The 14,739-nt window shown below is 33.0% G+C and carries 27 protein-coding genes and 1 tRNA gene; all 28 read right to left on the reverse strand.

The window, feature by feature from the left end; genetic code table 11:
- Nucleotides 1–2: 2 nt before the first annotated feature.
- Complete coding sequence (locus tag JJN14_RS06250) at nucleotides 3–896, reverse strand: hypothetical protein (RefSeq protein ID WP_201058156.1); 894 nt, start codon at nucleotides 894–896, stop codon at nucleotides 3–5.
- Nucleotides 897–1,136: 240 nt separating this feature from the next.
- The gene (locus JJN14_RS06255; protein WP_201058157.1) at nucleotides 1,137–1,565 is read right to left on the reverse strand and encodes a hypothetical protein; all 429 of its coding nucleotides are present in this window, start codon (nucleotides 1,563–1,565) and stop codon (nucleotides 1,137–1,139) included.
- Between the two features lie 600 nt (nucleotides 1,566–2,165).
- Entirely contained in the window at nucleotides 2,166–2,432 is a 267-nt protein-coding gene (locus JJN14_RS06260) for a hypothetical protein (RefSeq protein WP_201058158.1), read from the reverse strand.
- Between the two features lie 33 nt (nucleotides 2,433–2,465).
- Nucleotides 2,466–3,149 carry a DUF443 family protein gene (locus JJN14_RS06265; protein WP_201058159.1) on the reverse strand — a complete coding sequence of 228 codons (684 nt, stop codon included), beginning with the start codon at nucleotides 3,147–3,149 and terminating at the stop codon, nucleotides 2,466–2,468.
- A gap of 73 nt (nucleotides 3,150–3,222) precedes the next feature.
- On the reverse strand, nucleotides 3,223–3,885 hold the full coding sequence (locus JJN14_RS06270; protein ID WP_201058160.1) for a DUF443 family protein: 663 nt from the start codon (nucleotides 3,883–3,885) through the stop codon (nucleotides 3,223–3,225).
- On the reverse strand, nucleotides 3,885–4,499 hold the full coding sequence (locus JJN14_RS06275) for a hypothetical protein (RefSeq protein WP_201058161.1): 615 nt from the start codon (nucleotides 4,497–4,499) through the stop codon (nucleotides 3,885–3,887). Before JJN14_RS06275 ends, JJN14_RS06270 begins: the two co-directional genes overlap by 1 nt.
- A gap of 64 nt (nucleotides 4,500–4,563) precedes the next feature.
- Entirely contained in the window at nucleotides 4,564–5,049 is a 486-nt protein-coding gene (locus JJN14_RS06280; protein ID WP_201058162.1) for a hypothetical protein, read from the reverse strand.
- 53 nt (nucleotides 5,050–5,102) lie between these two features.
- Nucleotides 5,103–5,423 (reverse strand): hypothetical protein, encoded by a 321-nt coding sequence (locus JJN14_RS06285; protein WP_236253673.1) that lies wholly within the window; start codon nucleotides 5,421–5,423, stop codon nucleotides 5,103–5,105.
- A 43-nt stretch (nucleotides 5,424–5,466) separates the two neighbouring features.
- Nucleotides 5,467–5,715: a hypothetical protein gene (locus tag JJN14_RS06290; RefSeq protein ID WP_201058163.1), complete on the reverse strand. Its 249-nt coding sequence runs from the start codon at nucleotides 5,713–5,715 to the stop codon at nucleotides 5,467–5,469.
- A 46-nt stretch (nucleotides 5,716–5,761) separates the two neighbouring features.
- A complete protein-coding gene (locus JJN14_RS06295) occupies nucleotides 5,762–6,139 on the reverse strand; it encodes a hypothetical protein (protein ID WP_201058164.1) in 378 nt (125 codons plus the stop codon).
- Between the two features lie 38 nt (nucleotides 6,140–6,177).
- Nucleotides 6,178–6,585, reverse strand: a complete 408-nt coding sequence (locus JJN14_RS06300; protein ID WP_201058165.1) for a hypothetical protein — start codon at nucleotides 6,583–6,585, stop codon at nucleotides 6,178–6,180.
- 95 nt (nucleotides 6,586–6,680) lie between these two features.
- Nucleotides 6,681–7,343 (reverse strand): DUF6572 domain-containing protein, encoded by a 663-nt coding sequence (locus tag JJN14_RS06305; RefSeq protein ID WP_201058166.1) that lies wholly within the window; start codon nucleotides 7,341–7,343, stop codon nucleotides 6,681–6,683.
- Nucleotides 7,344–7,502: 159 nt separating this feature from the next.
- A complete protein-coding gene (locus JJN14_RS10255) occupies nucleotides 7,503–8,150 on the reverse strand; it encodes an Imm59 family immunity protein (protein ID WP_201058167.1) in 648 nt (215 codons plus the stop codon).
- 29 nt (nucleotides 8,151–8,179) lie between these two features.
- A complete protein-coding gene (locus tag JJN14_RS06315; protein WP_049510857.1) occupies nucleotides 8,180–8,530 on the reverse strand; it encodes a hypothetical protein in 351 nt (116 codons plus the stop codon).
- Nucleotides 8,530–8,904, reverse strand: coding sequence for a hypothetical protein (locus tag JJN14_RS06320; RefSeq protein ID WP_049510855.1), 375 nt, complete (start codon nucleotides 8,902–8,904; stop codon nucleotides 8,530–8,532). The genes JJN14_RS06315 and JJN14_RS06320 overlap by 1 nt, the downstream gene beginning before the upstream one ends.
- 17 nt (nucleotides 8,905–8,921) lie before the next feature.
- Nucleotides 8,922–9,281 carry a hypothetical protein gene (locus tag JJN14_RS06325; RefSeq protein WP_049510854.1) on the reverse strand — a complete coding sequence of 120 codons (360 nt, stop codon included), beginning with the start codon at nucleotides 9,279–9,281 and terminating at the stop codon, nucleotides 8,922–8,924.
- A gap of 45 nt (nucleotides 9,282–9,326) precedes the next feature.
- Nucleotides 9,327–9,728: a hypothetical protein gene (locus JJN14_RS06330; RefSeq protein WP_201058168.1), complete on the reverse strand. Its 402-nt coding sequence runs from the start codon at nucleotides 9,726–9,728 to the stop codon at nucleotides 9,327–9,329.
- A gap of 41 nt (nucleotides 9,729–9,769) precedes the next feature.
- A complete protein-coding gene (locus JJN14_RS06335; protein ID WP_049510852.1) occupies nucleotides 9,770–10,105 on the reverse strand; it encodes a hypothetical protein in 336 nt (111 codons plus the stop codon).
- An 89-nt stretch (nucleotides 10,106–10,194) separates the two neighbouring features.
- A complete protein-coding gene (locus JJN14_RS06340; RefSeq protein ID WP_049510851.1) occupies nucleotides 10,195–10,668 on the reverse strand; it encodes an SMI1/KNR4 family protein in 474 nt (157 codons plus the stop codon).
- A gap of 52 nt (nucleotides 10,669–10,720) precedes the next feature.
- Entirely contained in the window at nucleotides 10,721–11,383 is a 663-nt protein-coding gene (locus JJN14_RS10260; protein WP_201058169.1) for an Imm59 family immunity protein, read from the reverse strand.
- Nucleotides 11,384–11,406: 23 nt separating this feature from the next.
- Nucleotides 11,407–11,739 (reverse strand): Imm59 family immunity protein, encoded by a 333-nt coding sequence (locus JJN14_RS06350; protein WP_201058170.1) that lies wholly within the window; start codon nucleotides 11,737–11,739, stop codon nucleotides 11,407–11,409.
- Nucleotides 11,740–11,742: 3 nt separating this feature from the next.
- On the reverse strand, nucleotides 11,743–12,081 hold the full coding sequence (locus JJN14_RS06355; protein WP_201058171.1) for an Imm59 family immunity protein: 339 nt from the start codon (nucleotides 12,079–12,081) through the stop codon (nucleotides 11,743–11,745).
- 50 nt (nucleotides 12,082–12,131) lie between these two features.
- On the reverse strand, nucleotides 12,132–12,626 hold the full coding sequence (locus JJN14_RS06360) for a hypothetical protein (RefSeq protein ID WP_236253674.1): 495 nt from the start codon (nucleotides 12,624–12,626) through the stop codon (nucleotides 12,132–12,134).
- 78 nt (nucleotides 12,627–12,704) lie between these two features.
- On the reverse strand, nucleotides 12,705–13,088 hold the full coding sequence (locus JJN14_RS06365) for a hypothetical protein (RefSeq protein WP_201058172.1): 384 nt from the start codon (nucleotides 13,086–13,088) through the stop codon (nucleotides 12,705–12,707).
- Nucleotides 13,089–13,100: 12 nt separating this feature from the next.
- Complete coding sequence (locus tag JJN14_RS06370) at nucleotides 13,101–13,523, reverse strand: hypothetical protein (RefSeq protein ID WP_201058173.1); 423 nt, start codon at nucleotides 13,521–13,523, stop codon at nucleotides 13,101–13,103.
- A gap of 12 nt (nucleotides 13,524–13,535) precedes the next feature.
- Nucleotides 13,536–13,958 (reverse strand): hypothetical protein, encoded by a 423-nt coding sequence (locus JJN14_RS06375; RefSeq protein WP_201058174.1) that lies wholly within the window; start codon nucleotides 13,956–13,958, stop codon nucleotides 13,536–13,538.
- 231 nt (nucleotides 13,959–14,189) lie between these two features.
- Nucleotides 14,190–14,261 (reverse strand) — tRNA-Arg (locus JJN14_RS06380).
- A 42-nt stretch (nucleotides 14,262–14,303) separates the two neighbouring features.
- Nucleotides 14,304–14,651, reverse strand: a complete 348-nt coding sequence (gene rplS, locus JJN14_RS06385; RefSeq protein ID WP_001068669.1) for a 50S ribosomal protein L19 — start codon at nucleotides 14,649–14,651, stop codon at nucleotides 14,304–14,306.
- Between the last annotated feature and the right edge of the window lie 88 nt (nucleotides 14,652–14,739).

Consider the following 14,739-nt stretch of genomic DNA (forward strand, 5'->3'; position numbering starts at 1 on the left):
GTTTAATTCTCAATCTTCTTTTCTACTAATTCTGAGTGCTTTTTCAAGTATCTCTTTCCATACCATTCTTCCACTGATTTGCCTTCCCACTCGCGGTATTCTTCAGGGTATTTCCACTTGTAATAGCCTTCTAAAAAGAAAGGAAACTCCATGAATACAATCATGGCGATTACACCAATATTTGATAGAATCCAAAATATAAAGAGACCTAAAACAGTTACGGAAGAGGAAAAATTAATAGAAAAAGCTTTGAGAATATAATTAACAATCACAGCCAAGCCCAATATACCTGCTCCATAAATAGCAAGGCCTTTGGCAATTTTATCGAGTAAGGTAGGTGACTTAACTTCTCCATACATTCGTTTTTTCAAACTTCTAACCTCTGTTCTTAACATTACATAAGTCAACAATACTTGAAGCCCAAAAAGTACGAAGATCCCCCATATTGATAATATAGGTAAAGACATAGTTGTTGCCAGCAGATTAAATTCAAACACAAACCATATTATAAAAGTTATAATATGAAATCGATAACGATAAGGGAGAATAAACGTCCGTTTAAAGAATTTACCCATTAATACCAATAACAACCAAATTAACAAGCAAATTAAATAAAGCTCGACTGTTAGCAAAGGATACTGAGAAACTGGTAACCTTAAATCTTTAGGATCAGAATTTTGCAATGATAAGGTAACAGCAAGGAGCATGAAATTTGCACCTATCGGAAACAACAGACTAAGAATAAAAGCTTGAATACCAAACCAAAAAGAGGGTTTCCCTTTCTTAAAGGCTTTCCCAAGTTTATTATAATAATCTTTTTTCTGATACTGTAAAAAACCATCATCTAATAAATTTAAACTCTCCTCAAAACTTGCTTTAAAAATTGATTTCTTCATCTAATTTTCTCCCTAATTTTATTAAAATTGATAACAACGAGCCTACTGCATTTCTCTTCTATCTGGATATTTCTTGACATAGGAAGCAGAAAAGAAACCGCCCATGATTCCTGCTGGTATAATAGCTGTAAGTATTACAGACACGATTATGCCAAGAATTTTTCCAAACGAAGGGTTTCCCTCAAAAAATAGCCGTCCAGACATCACAACTATAAATATTATATAATGTCATCCACTTTACTATAAAGGCCAGTGCCCTGTTTCAGCATAAATCATTACCTCATATGCTCCCCTAGAAGATTCAAATGCTTTATCAATCAGTTCTTTAGTAATAGGATAGCGAACTTCTGGCCCCATGGCTCCGCCAATTTCTTTAAAGAAGCTAATTTCGTAATAGCCGTCTGTCTCATATACAATAAATCCATTGCCTCTATGTACAATCGTATCCGATTGATTATAATCTTCTAACTCATCTTTCTGTGGCCAACGATGATGTTCACAATAAAACATTACTTCTAAAGAATCTTTTTCTGATGTTGAAACACGTTCTACTAATTCCTGGCTAATGGGAAAATTAAGCACTTCTTTCCCTCTACTCCACAGAATCTGATAATCATTATTGTTTTTTAATATCGTACAACTTTTGTATTGCTGAATTTCTATTGTCATATAAATTTGCTTCCTTTATTTAATATTGCAGAATTATCACAGACCAAAAAAGATTTAGTTAGTGCGCACATTCCTTATCAAACTCTCCATTACCTTCTTTCGTCTGTGTAAACTATTGGCTATACACAAATAGAGAATAAACAAAAGCATGGAGTGGAAAAACAAAGTCAAAAAACCAGGATATATTAGATAGACGGTCAATGATACTAACAAACTAATAAAGCTAGCACGAAGTACAGAAGAAACAACAACTCCACTTTTCTTAACTATTTCTAGGAATTCTAAGTACTCCAAATCTGTAAATAGAGCTGGATACAAATCCAAGTCTTTTTTAAAATAGACATCCATCAATTTCCCGATAAGTAAGAAAATAAAAGAAAATAGAATCAAATAGAGATACTTATGCTCAACTATACTAAAGATTGTCAGACCATTCAGGAATCTAATAAATGGAAGAACTAGTAATATCAAGGAAAGAATAAAGTACTGTTGATACTTAGAAGTTCTTTCTGGAATCGAAAAAACAGTTTCCTTCCTTTTAGGTCATAATAAACTAATTTGTTCTTAAACTCTCCTAGATGAACTAGTCCTTTATATTGTTTATTCTTTTCTTTCATTTCCTTTTTTCAGTTCTTTCTCCAATTGTTTTAAGACGACTAAAATGTCACTTTTATAATCCATTGTTTCATCTACAAATCTTCTCGCTAAACTAAAAAAACTAATGTCATTGATATTTTCCCCTCGTTCTATAAGCTTAGTTAGCTTATATATATCCTGTATAATTCCCGGGTATAACTTCTGACCTGGATATTCTAAGTTAATCAGATCTTGTAATTGCTCTATATATTGCGTGTATTGGTTCTTCATAATTGAATCCTTTATTAACTTTAATCACTTCGTTTAATTTTTACTCTGGTTTGATTTGACTTCAACTATCTCATATTCCCGTTCTTCTCCAGGGGCAAAGGCAACATTTATGGTTGCTAGAAAAATGAACATTGTTAAAATCATTATCAAAAGCATGGCAACATTTTTTATGTAAATAAAAGCTAAGACAAATATAAGAGCTAAAGCAAAGAAACATAGTCGTAAAAGAAGCATTTTTACGTAAAAACGCAATGAATTTACTGGTTTTATTTTATAATAATTAGATTGCTCCAATGATCTATTGAGTAATTTTTCCAAAGTTTTTTTCTTTTTAAAATATAAAAGTTGAAGCAAACTAAAAGACAATAATAGACCAATAACTACTAAAACCAAGCTAGTTACTATCGAAAAATTCACATAAAAGTTGGCAAATAAATCAATATGATTCATATGAGCCCAGGCATTCACAAAAACTGCCAATCCTGCGGCTAATGACGTTGGAAGGATAAATTTGCTCGCCTTAGCGTTTTTTTCTTCGATTTTAACAAGTTCTTCATCTGAGATAGCATAAACTTTCTGATAAAAATACCAGTTTAGAGGCAAACAGAAGTATCCGAGAAAATGTTTAGGAGATCTATCTAATAGATACTGTCTCCCCTGATAATGAAATAATAGGTATCGAAGATTCCCTTTATAATATAATTTTATTTTTTGCATTCTAATCCTTACTAATTTAAGAAAACATGAGTTTTTCCCAAGCTTCGAGGAGTATCTCGATATCGGCGATATCTTATTTTAGTATTTTATCATTTATTTTATATAAGTGATGACTTTCAGTTCCAAATGCAACATTAGAAGCCGATAAATATAGAAAGATGATTGCATTAGCCATTAAACCAAAAAGTAAGTTACCTGAGTAAAAATAATACAAGGACATAAAAAATGCTAGTCCACCAATAACTACTAAAAAGCCTAGCAATTGTTTAAAGTCAATTTTTACTGGTGTGATTTTATAGTATTGTAAATGCCTAAGTTCGCGCCCTAGCACGGAGGCCATCCTTCTTTTCCGAGAATAGTAAAATAATTCAACCAGAACATATGTTAAAAGAAAAGTCATTAAAAAGATTGCCACTTTCGTAAAACTTGAAAGATTCATTTCAAAATACTTAGTGATATCAATCTTGTTCACGCGTAACCAATTATATAAAAAGACACTCAGTCCAGCACCGAGAGAAGCTGAAACAGTGAGTTTTATTGTACGGCCATTTTTTTCTTTTATTTTAGAGTACTCATCTGATGTAATAGGATACACATGTTGAAAGAAAAGCCAATTTATAGGTGGAAAAAGATATCCTATCAAATGACATGGCCTTCTATCAAGTAGATAGTATTGATGATTCAATTCAAATACTAAATAACGAAAATTCCCATAAGTAAAACGAATTGTTTTCATCATTTCTCCTTAATTACAAACAGCTCACTTCTAATTAGCCCCTCTAAACTATACCCCAGCAAAGTAGCCTCATATTGATCTCCTAGTCCATTAGCATCATTCAGTTTAATCAACCACTCCTTAATAGTTTTTAATTTTACAATTGATGCATAGAAGGTTTGAAATAGTCTGTTTGGCAGAGAAAACAGATTGTATTCATTGTCACTTGCATCTACGTAATAAATCCTGTTTGATTCTGAAGAAAAATTTATTTTTTCTTTAGTCCTAGAATCAACCGAATAAAAATCATCAAGTTTTTCTCTAGTCAAGTATTCTTTCAATATTTCGATATCTTCTATATCATTTATTAAAGTCATCAGTGGGAATTCAAAGTCTGTAACTCCTCTTTTAACAAAGATAGCAAAATAGAGCTGCGCCAACTCCTTGTTACGAATTTTACAGTATTCTATACTAACCCCTCTTTCATTTAGTGAAATAAAAAATTCGTCTTCTCTTTTTTCTAGAATGTAAATAATATCCACATTATCATATGCCTGCAACTTGTTATTTCTTAAAACAATTTCGACATTGCTGATAAACCTTTTCAAACTTACAATATATTCATTATCAAACATTATCATTTCCTCGGAACAGATTCCATTTTTTCTTCTATTAGATTGAAACCACAGTATCATAACTTTACTTTTCAATAGAATTTAAAAAGTTATCAATGGCTTGGCCTTCTAAACTTTTTACTTTAACTCCCTGATCTTTAAAGATTCCTAAAGGTGTTTCGATTATTTTTAAGACTTCAATGTCTTTTCGGCTAATCTCTTTTGCCCATTCTAACTTATTTATCTGCTTGAATCCCAACTCATCCTTTATTTGATTTTGGTTGGCGCTTGGTTTTATTTCAAACCAATCTTTCTCAACATTCCTTCGAATCATCCCACTACTAACATGAAAAGAATGCCCCTTATATTGAATCTCATAATGAATACTGTATAGATAGTCTAGCTCTTCCATCTTGACGTTTTTAGAAAAGAAATCATCAAATTCCTCTCCCCAAGAATCTATATAATTGCTAAACCCTCCATCTTTTGTATCACTAGTCAGGACAATCCAATCATTATTACTAAGACCTTTTGAAACATTATATTTTTTACCCCGATAAATCGCAATCATTATTCACTCCTATTTCAATACCTTCCAACCTTATGAAATCTCTCATCAGTTACCTAGACTTTTAATAAGTTGCCAGTTCTCTCTAGCATTAAAGAGAATTGCTCATTTCTCATTTTCATGTAAGCAGCGTCCGAGTCAAAAACATAAAAATCCGATAAACCATCTCTTGGGAAAAACATACTTTTGTACATTTTTCGAATTTGCTCTATACATTCAATTGGTAGTTCAGGATTTTCTATATTCTCTATGATTGCTATCATATTTTTCAGCGTCTCTATAAAACACTTAACATTATGCTGTTCCTTGTACTCTGATAAAAATTCTATTAATTCAGTTAACGAATCTGTTAATTCTTCTTTTAAATTGGTCATCATGTCATTCTCCAAAATATTCTTTACTCATTAATAGAAACCGAGCTTATATTCGACATCTATATTTGACTATCTCATAAACTTTCTCAATAGCTTCTTCTTCATTTTTAAAGGAAGCAATTTCAATCAAACTCTGACGCTCTGACACTTCATACACCAGAAATTTATTTGATTTCGAATCCAGAAAATACCCTATTGCGAACTGCTTTAATGCTTTTTTGTTTAGATAGACTGTATAATATTTAAGTTTACTTCGATTAGACTCTAAAAAAGCAAGTAACTCTTCTTTTGTCATTGTATTTTCTCCGTTAGTTTTATGACTTCTTAAATGAAGGTGATGTTTAGGTTATTTCCTTATTTCTTCTTTCTCCATATTTAGGATCAATGATACTAAATAAGCGAATTTGTTCTACTTGAAGAAGGATATTATAACGTTCAAAATCTCCATTAGCATTAATCCATGCATTCTTTGATGCTATTCTAGTAACATATGATTTCAAAAGATAATAAAGAATATCTCCCTTATTATCAAATTTTTTCTCAGAATTTATTTTGCCAAGTTCGACACCAACAATGTAGTAATGATCACCCTCTAAGTAAATAGTACGTCCTTCCGGTAAGAATAGAGATGGTTTTTCTTCTGAAAATAAGTCCGACAGATTCAGATTTGTTTCCCCTATTTTTAATAGTAACTCTATTAATTCTTGCTTTAACTGCATTATTTCTACCTCATTCCACTATTTGTAAATAATCAATACTAACTAAATAAGAATAGGATACTAGTCTCACCTGTTTTTGTATCAATATAGGATATTATTTCCGCAAAAGAAGTAATAAATTTGGTAGAGTATGTACTCTTTTCGGAAAATCTACCATATTGTTTTTCTAACCACTTATCCTGTATTCCTTTTATATCTTGTAGTTTATATTCAAACATATTCGAATAGCTTATTGGCTCATTTGATTGATAAATACTTAACTTTAAAGATTCAAGAATATTATTTTGAAAATTAAAATCTGCCCAAAATTCCAATCCTTCAATCTTGACGGGAGATTTTAACATAAATAGATTAGAACTTTCTTCTTGTTGAAGATAATTTTTAAAATTATTATAAAATAGTTCTTTTGTTAAGTGTTTGTTGATAACTGTATTATTTATAATCATTAGAATTCCTGATTATCTCCTATTTTCAGCTGTTTAATAAAAGTTTTGATAATCTGTTTTCATTATATCACAAAAAGAGAGCGTTTCCGCTCTCTTTACCGCTGCGGTAATTCTGCCTTCAGGCTCATATCTGTAGGTTGTAACACCTTCTGAACCGCTGCGAGAAAGGCTAAACCGTTATCAGACGGAGAATACTGGAATGTGATATGGATGACTTTTTGGTCAAAGTTATCACCGTATCGTTCCACATACTGTTTACTTTCGAGGAAGTGAATGTAATTATTAATTTTTTCTTGCAGAATTTCCAGATGTACTGCTTCTATTTCTTCCTCCCAGCCAATTAGATCCACAAGGAGTAACTCTAAATGACTATCTACAACACCAATAGAGTCTAGTTCGCTAGGTTTCAGTTTTGAAACGATAACTTGTGTGACGATTTGATTAAATTCTTCAGGAGAAAATATTTTTTGGTTATTAGATAAATCATTAAAAATTAGATCAGGATTATTTCGTATAAAAATTTTGTCTGACTCTTCTTGTGTATATTGCTTTTTTGATTCCCAAAATCCGAAATTAGCATAATTAATTAATTCTTCACCATCATGTTCTCCTACTAAATAGCTATCCACTGCTTCTTTGGGGATTTCTTGAACTACTTCTGGCATGGTAATATTAAAAGTTGGATAACGCAAGAAATACTTGTCACCATCTTGACAGATTTCCAACATATCTTTTTGACTTACATAAATTGATTCCATTCTTATCTCCTTTGCCTTTTACCAAATGTCTACTGATTATTTCTTCCCTAAAACACATTTATCTTCTCTTTTATACTAACCAAACTTTAGCTAGTTCTCAATGACCTAGAAAGCTAAACACATCTTTTACAAGGTTCGCATATCCTGTCTCAAATTAAATCATTTTCCTTCCTCGTCCCATAGTGGTGAAGGATAGGGGTGTGAAAGGCCAAGTTCATTTGCCAACTGTTCCGCATGAACTGTCAGACTAAGAATCTTAAAGAATTCATCCCATGCTTCCTTCATCGTATCAAACTCCCATGTTTTCCCCACAATATATGAGCGTTCATCCCTACTGTTAATTTGAAACTTGTTATCTTTAAAAAACAAATGTGTTGCCCATGGTTGCCTGCTATCTTCATCAAACAAGACATAAGACAAGCTTTCAAGACCTCTTTCTTTAATCTCCTTTTCCACTATATTTTTCAAAGATTTGATATCGATTTCTGGTTTATCCCATAGTGGGGAAGGATATTGTGGTACCCAGCCATTGGAAATATAGTAATTATTTCTTGAAACGGTATGGTCTAACAATTCCAAAAATTTTTCTTTTGCATCAGGAAAATCAGAATACTCAAAAACTCTTCCTTTTCCAGCCCTATCCCTTGTTAAATATACCTCATACTTATGAGTTTGAGGATTGAGTTCAATTCTCGTTTCCCACTCCCAGGGATTATGGTCATTGAAAATTGAAAATCTCAAACTATCATAGCCTAGTTTTTGAATCTCCGATAAAAGCTCCACTCGTTCTTGCTCTCTATTAAACATTGTTCCTTTTCTCCTCTAAGATTTTGAGACTATAACCATCCCTTGGCTTTCAAAAACTTGTCTGGAATTCGAAGTTCAATCTCTGCCATGATCCCTTTTAAGTAGCTGTCCCAATCTGTTATTTGGCTATACACAGCCGGCTCTTTAGTGATTGATATCTTCACTTCTTTTGTCAAAACAATAAAAAACTCACACATGTCATTTTCATAATGAAATTCAATTGCGAAGTAATCATAAGCTTTAAATTCTATTTTAAAAGTTTGATGACTGGGTTCATCAACTATATCGTACATACACCATGTTTCAATTCGCTTGGTAAAAACTCTATCCAATATATTGCAGAATTCATACGCTAAAATATCCATTTCATTTTCAAACATTACAAGATACCTCTTCTTTTATACCATCCCTTAGCTTTTAAAAACTTGTCGGGAATGCGGGACTCAACTTCTATCATCAGTTCTTTCAAGTATTTATCCCAGTCTCTAATCTCACTATAAAAAGTAGGTTTGTCTCTTTCGTTCAAGTCAGCACCTAAACGATCACCAATAGAAATTGTAAATCCACAAAAATCAGCTTCATAGCTAAACATCATAAAGAAATAATCATACGCTATAAATTCAAGCCTAAAACCTCTATACTGTGGATATTCAACAACATCCACAATTTTCGGCTCAGTTATACGGTCACCAAATACACTTTTGATTTTTTCTCTCGTTTCTTCTGCTAGTCGAAGCATTTTATTATCTTCCATTCGAATACTCCTTTTTCTCATAGCCATCCCTTGGCTTTTAAAAACTTATCTGGAATCCGAAGTTCGAGCTCATCCTTGATTCCTTTTAAATAGCTGTCCCAATCTGTTATCTGGCTATATACAGCAGGCTCTTTCGTTATTGATATCTTCACTTCTTTAGTCAAAACAATAAAAAACTCACAGAGATCATTCTCATAATGAAATTCAATCGCGAAGTAATCGTAAACCTTAAAGTCTAATTTAAAAGTTTGATGACTGGGTTCATCAGCATAATCGTAACCTGCAATCGTATCCACTCTTTCTCCAAATATTTTCCTTATTTTCTTTCTAGTTTCTCTTGCGAGTTCTAACATATCGTTTATTTCATTCAATTCCATAATATCATTCTCCTCAAAGACATCATTTCTTTAATATCTATTTGGTCAATTCTTTAATAAAACTTCTGCTCTATCTGAATCTAGAAAGTCTTTCAATAGTTGCAAGGTGCGTTCGATAGACTTTTGATCACGACCATACACTCTTTTTATACTTTTACCATTGATCAACTGCGACAACAATGTAACTGAAAATCTCTGTTCATCCGTTTGAGTGAACCAAATGTTAAATAAGCCACCCTTTCCTGCTTCCAATTGCCTATTTTTATCGGTTGATGAAATCCCTATTGTCATATGATAACCATTATACATGAACGGAAAATTAAAATTTTCATCATCCCTTTCATTAATCGTAATTGTATCAAGATCAATCGAAAAAATTTTCTCTAAAGCTTGTTTGACATTCTGATAACCCAAACTATCTCTTGTAGATAAGTAACCTTCGCTCATGCATTAGTCCTCCACATATTTCTGGAATTCTCAAACTTCTATTATTTTGATATAGCCATATCAACTATTTTTCCCATTTTTATATCGATTTTTAACCTTCTGGCATAAAAATCAGTCACATAAAGCCAGCCATCTCTCAAAGTCATCTGTTCAAACGGATAACTATTATTACTGTATCCACTATTATCTATCGTCCAGACTACATTTCCACTCGCATCAATCCTTAAAATGTTATTCTTTTCACTCTCATTATCAATAGGAATCTCCAATAAAACAATAAATTCATCACCATGTTCAATTACATTTCGGATTTCAAATTTAAATGATTTTATAACTTTACCATTTACTATTAGCTGATGTTTTTTATATTCTACCATTGTATCAACCTTTCATCTGAGAATTCCTACCTTAATCAGTCTTTTATTCGTTTCTTCGGATTCGTGTTAAGTTAATATCCATCACATAGCTAATCCTGTAGCATTACTAAAAACTCTGTGAAGTTGTTCGCTACAAATTCTACAGCAGGTTCTAATTCATAAGATTCTTCATGATACCAGATACAAATACTCGGATTTGCAGTATTCTCCACATAGTTTAGACAAAGAAAATCACCACCGAACAATGCTGCTATGGGGATTAGTTGCATTCCAACATAATCTTCATCAAAGACAATGCGCCCTTCCAATTGTGTACTCACAACTCCGATATCATAAGCCTCTTCTTCCTTCTCACCTGAAATAGCTAGTATAGCTAAAAATCGATCGATTACTTTCTCATTATTCCCAAAATGAAAATAACGTTTTGACGGAATCAATCCATTCTCATTCTTTATAAATTCCTTATAATCATCAGGCAGTTTAACCCTCCACGCTACTTCTCTTTCCTGTAATAGCGCATCAGTTGGCAAGGGGTAGATAATTGCTTGTTCTTTCTGAGTCATATTTTCTACTTCTTTCTCTATTTAAAATCTTTATACTACTAGCTCTGAAGAATTAATCAGTCTCTTCCTTGTCCCACAATGGAGAGGAGTACATATAACTTCCTCTGTTTGCTACATCTCTTCGTCCTTCACGAACTGTAAAATCTAACAGCTTGAAAAATTTCTCTTTTGCTTCCAAAAAATTAGTAAATTCAAATGTTTTTCCCATAATATAAGACCTATCATCTCTACAATTTACCATAAACAGGTTATCCCTAAAGAACAGATGAATCGCGAAAGGAGTAGTATCTTTTTCATTAAATAAAACATAGACTAAAGATTGGTAGTTCTTTTCGCTAATGGATTTTTCAATTATTCTCTTATAGTTTTCAATAATCTCTCTTGAAAGAGTCTCAGAACCGTCCCATAATGGAGAAGAATACATCTTATCCATTCCTTCCTGAACATAATAACGATTGAAAAAAATAGTATCTCCCAAAAATTTTAAAAATTTCTCTTTTGCTTCTGAAAAGTCTGTAAAGTTGAAAATTCCCTCCTTACTTGCTCTATCCACGGTAGCATAGACATTGTAAACTTGCATAGAATCGTCAAAGTCGATTACCACTTCCCATTCTCCAGGACCATATTCGTTAAAAATAGAATATCTCAAACTTTCGTATCCTAAATCTTGAATGGCTGATAGCAAGTCTTGCTTTTCTTTATCTAAATTTTTCATTCATTATCTCCTGCAATTAACAATCAATCCGTCTTTTCATTGTCCCAAAGTGGGGAGGAGTAATATGGAGAAAATCCAACTTTAAGTCCTTTCTTAGTCGATTCTACAAAATGTTCTAATCGTTCCAAAAAAGCTAGTTTTGCATCTTGAAAATTATCAAATTCTAATTTTTTATTATAACTTGCTCGATCCATGGTAGCGTAAACATTGTACGCTTGCTTAGAATCGTCAAATTCGATTACCACTTCCCATTCACCAGGACCATATTCGTTAAAAATAGAATATCTCAAACTTTCGTATCCTAAATCTTGAATGGCTGATAACAGTTCTAAACGTTCTTGGGCTTCGTCTCTCATCTTCTAGACATCTCCTTTTTCATCCCACAAACTACAAGAATAGTAGGGTGAATCTCCATTCTGTACAAAATATCTGTTCATTTCGATAAAAGACTCCATTAAATTAAGAAAAGATAGCTTTGCCTCTTCAAAATTGTCAAACTCCCTTGTTTTCCCCATTATATAGGTCCGGTCGTCCCGACTATTTACCATAAACTTCCCATCTCGATAGCATAGATGTATAGCCCAAAGTTGACTACTATGCTCATCAAATAGAGCATAATAAAGATTTTCAAAGCCTTTTTCTCTGATTTCTTTTTCTACATCTTGTTTTAACAAATCTAAATTCAAATTATTATTCATATTATTGTCCCAATTAACAGTTTATCTATAGAGTGTTACAAGTCCCATCACTATTTCTCAATAATAGAAAACCGTTCATTCTTTTGATATTTTTGATTGAATCTTTCCAGTTGCTTCATTGGTTTTATTTTAACAAGACCATTTGGGAAAGTGATGATGTCGTTCAATTCCTCTGGATAATCCTTAATTCCTTTAGCAATTGCTTGGGCAACTGTCGACGTATGGATTGTAAAACTAGCTATATTTTTTTCTTGCATAAAAAGGATTGCATCAAAAAACAAAACTGAAATATACAAATCAACGGCAGAACGCTGCGATAGCTCTATAAGACTGCCTTCTAATATATCTTGAATCTTATCAATATCATTCTGCTTGTAGAAATACTCAGCTAATACTTGGCAAATATCTGTCGGAAAAACATCTGGCACAGAGGTCGGAGACTCTATGCGATATCTTTTTTCACCTCGCAAAATCCCTACAACATTGCCAGCTTGGATAGCTTCTAACAAGAGTTTTCTGTAATTTTTCATTTGATAATCTTTCATATCTCCAATTCCGAAAAGACTTAGTTCGTTCTCTGCAAAATTTACCATTTTGAAGTTATTAAGATTAGTTTCCGCTTTTTAATCGCTACTCGCTAGAATTTCAGCCCCTTCGGGTAATATTTCTTTCAGTTCAGCCTTTGTGAATAAACCTTGCGCTTTAGGATTTCCTCTTAAAGCTTCTGGATATTGCCTCCAGAAATTTCTATTAGCTTCTTCTTGTGTCACGTTCGGTGGCCAACAATCGTTTTGAACCTTCCAAGATACTTCAAGTAGCGTTCTCTCTCCACTTTCTAATAAGGCAAACAACTCATTTGGTAATTCATAGACTACTAACCAAGAAGCCACAGTTCCCTCTTCTGAAACTAAATAATATTTATCCTCATTTTTCCAGATGGATTTCCCATATCCTTCAACTTCTTCAAACTGGATAACATCTTCCCATTCTAGGTTTGTTGGTTTCATTTTATACCTTCCTTACTTAAGTGGCGATACATAATCATCTGGAAGTTTGCCTCTCCAGTCAATCCACATTTGCTCAGCAATCGGAATTAATTTTTCAAGTTCTTCCTGAGTAAATAACTCTCTAGTTTCAGGTAAATCAATTAATGATGTAGGACTCTCTTCTATAAATCGTTTTTCACTAGCTTTCTTTTCTTCTTCTGTCGGTGGCCAATAATCGTGCTTAACTTTGCAAGATATTTCAAGTAAAGTCCGTTCTCCACTCTCTAGTAAGGTAAATAATTCTTGTGGTAATTCATAGACTGCTAACCAAGAAGCCACAGTTCCCTCTTCTGAAACTAAATAATATTTATCCTCATTTTTCCAGATGGATTTCCCATATCCTTCAACTTCTTCAAACTGGATAACATCTTCCCATTCTAGGTTTGTTGGTTTCATTTTATACCTTCCTTACTTAAGTGGCGATACATAATCATATGGAAGTTCGCCTTCAGATTCAATCCACTGCTTCTCAGCAATTGGAATCAACTCTTCAAGTTCTTCCTTAGAAAAAAGTTTCCTATTTTTAGGGACATCTATTAAAGAAGCTGGATGTTTACTTATAAATTTTCTTCTAGATTCTCTTCTCTCTTCTTCCGTCGGTGGCCAAGAATCGTGTTTAATCTTCCAAGATACTTCGCGTAGCGTTCTCTCCCCACTCTCTAGTAAGGCAAATATCTCATTTGGTAATTCATAGACAACTAACCAAGAAACTACGGTTCCTTCTTCTAAAACAAAATAATACTTGTCCTCATCTCTCCATATGTGCTGACCATAACCTTCTACTTCTTCAAACTGGATAACATCTTCCCATTCTAGGTTTGTAGGTTTCATTAGTATTTCCCTTTTCTTATATCTCTTTTAAACTAAACTTGTAGAGCATTCATAGTATTTTTAATTTGGTATTTCAGCATGATAGAACTACCTTAAAAATCAATGTTAACGTTTTCCATTATTATACCATACAAGCGCTTGATATGAGGGGTTTGCTAGCGAAAACTAACAAAAAAACACTGAATTTTCAGTGTTCCTTTTGTTTCTTTATGTTTCTTTACGCTTCTTGAACGCTCCCTGCTGGAATCGAACCAGCAACTACTCCTTAGGAGGGAGTTGTTATATCCATTGAACTAAGGGAGCTAGATAAAAACTCTGCTGAAAAAGCAGAGTTTTTTAGTCGAATTAACGACGGATTTCTTTGATACGAGCTGCTTTACCTTGAAGAGCACGCAAGTAGTACAATTTCGCACGACGTACTTTACCGTAACGAACAACTTCGATTTTTTCAACACGTGGAGTGTGGATTGGGAAGATACGCTCAACACCTACACCGTTAGAGATTTTACGAACTGTGTAGTTTTCTGAGATGCCAGCACCTTTACGTGCGATAACAACACCTTCAAAAATCTGGATACGTTCACGGTTACCTTCGACAACTTTCGCGTGTACACGAACAGTGTCACCAGGACGGAATGATGGGATATCTGTACGAAGTTGACCTTCAGTCAAGCTTTGGATTAATGGATTCATTTTATTCTCCTATCTTTGTCAATCTTGAGGAAACTTCCTCAGCGGATAAACTGTATTTTTGTGCGTCCATTACACACAAGATACAGTT

Source organism: Streptococcus mitis, assembly GCF_016658865.1.
Classification (GTDB): Bacteria; Bacillota; Bacilli; order Lactobacillales; family Streptococcaceae; genus Streptococcus; species Streptococcus mitis_BT.

Bases quoted from the DNA above. Each gene is read 5' to 3' on its own strand.
- JJN14_RS06275 (WP_201058161.1), bottom strand. From the start codon at position 4,499: ATGTTTGATAATGAATATATTGTAAGTTTGAAAAGGTTTATCAGCAAT.
- rplS (WP_001068669.1), bottom strand. From the start codon at position 14,651: ATGAATCCATTAATCCAAAGCTTGACTGAAGGTCAACTTCGTACAGAT.
- JJN14_RS06270 (WP_201058160.1), bottom strand. From the start codon at position 3,885: ATGAAAACAATTCGTTTTACTTATGGGAATTTTCGTTATTTAGTATTT.
- JJN14_RS06330 (WP_201058168.1), bottom strand. From the start codon at position 9,728: ATGAGCGAAGGTTACTTATCTACAAGAGATAGTTTGGGTTATCAGAAT.
- JJN14_RS06350 (WP_201058170.1), bottom strand. From the start codon at position 11,739: ATGAGAGACGAAGCCCAAGAACGTTTAGAACTGTTATCAGCCATTCAA.
- JJN14_RS06375 (WP_201058174.1), bottom strand. From the start codon at position 13,958: ATGAAACCTACAAACCTAGAATGGGAAGATGTTATCCAGTTTGAAGAA.
- JJN14_RS10255 (WP_201058167.1), bottom strand. From the start codon at position 8,150: ATGTTTAATAGAGAGCAAGAACGAGTGGAGCTTTTATCGGAGATTCAA.
- JJN14_RS06335 (WP_049510852.1), bottom strand. From the start codon at position 10,105: ATGGTAGAATATAAAAAACATCAGCTAATAGTAAATGGTAAAGTTATA.
- JJN14_RS06255 (WP_201058157.1), bottom strand. From the start codon at position 1,565: ATGACAATAGAAATTCAGCAATACAAAAGTTGTACGATATTAAAAAAC.
- JJN14_RS06325 (WP_049510854.1), bottom strand. From the start codon at position 9,281: ATGGAATTGAATGAAATAAACGATATGTTAGAACTCGCAAGAGAAACT.
- JJN14_RS06280 (WP_201058162.1), bottom strand. From the start codon at position 5,049: ATGATTGCGATTTATCGGGGTAAAAAATATAATGTTTCAAAAGGTCTT.
- JJN14_RS06250 (WP_201058156.1), bottom strand. From the start codon at position 896: ATGAAGAAATCAATTTTTAAAGCAAGTTTTGAGGAGAGTTTAAATTTA.
- JJN14_RS06365 (WP_201058172.1), bottom strand. From the start codon at position 13,088: ATGAAACCAACAAACCTAGAATGGGAAGATGTTATCCAGTTTGAAGAA.
- JJN14_RS06260 (WP_201058158.1), bottom strand. From the start codon at position 2,432: ATGAAGAACCAATACACGCAATATATAGAGCAATTACAAGATCTGATT.
- JJN14_RS06340 (WP_049510851.1), bottom strand. From the start codon at position 10,668: ATGACTCAGAAAGAACAAGCAATTATCTACCCCTTGCCAACTGATGCG.
- JJN14_RS06300 (WP_201058165.1), bottom strand. From the start codon at position 6,585: ATGATTATAAATAATACAGTTATCAACAAACACTTAACAAAAGAACTA.
- JJN14_RS06290 (WP_201058163.1), bottom strand. From the start codon at position 5,715: ATGACAAAAGAAGAGTTACTTGCTTTTTTAGAGTCTAATCGAAGTAAA.
- JJN14_RS06315 (WP_049510857.1), bottom strand. From the start codon at position 8,530: ATGTTTGAAAATGAAATGGATATTTTAGCGTATGAATTCTGCAATATA.
- JJN14_RS06320 (WP_049510855.1), bottom strand. From the start codon at position 8,904: ATGGAAGATAATAAAATGCTTCGACTAGCAGAAGAAACGAGAGAAAAA.
- JJN14_RS06285 (WP_236253673.1), bottom strand. From the start codon at position 5,423: ATGATGACCAATTTAAAAGAAGAATTAACAGATTCGTTAACTGAATTA.
- JJN14_RS06355 (WP_201058171.1), bottom strand. From the start codon at position 12,081: ATGAATAATAATTTGAATTTAGATTTGTTAAAACAAGATGTAGAAAAA.
- JJN14_RS10260 (WP_201058169.1), bottom strand. From the start codon at position 11,383: ATGAAAAATTTAGATAAAGAAAAGCAAGACTTGCTATCAGCCATTCAA.
- JJN14_RS06360 (WP_236253674.1), bottom strand. From the start codon at position 12,626: ATGAAAGATTATCAAATGAAAAATTACAGAAAACTCTTGTTAGAAGCT.
- JJN14_RS06305 (WP_201058166.1), bottom strand. From the start codon at position 7,343: ATGGAATCAATTTATGTAAGTCAAAAAGATATGTTGGAAATCTGTCAA.
- JJN14_RS06265 (WP_201058159.1), bottom strand. From the start codon at position 3,149: ATGCAAAAAATAAAATTATATTATAAAGGGAATCTTCGATACCTATTA.
- JJN14_RS06370 (WP_201058173.1), bottom strand. From the start codon at position 13,523: ATGAAACCAACAAACCTAGAATGGGAAGATGTTATCCAGTTTGAAGAA.
- JJN14_RS06295 (WP_201058164.1), bottom strand. From the start codon at position 6,139: ATGCAGTTAAAGCAAGAATTAATAGAGTTACTATTAAAAATAGGGGAA.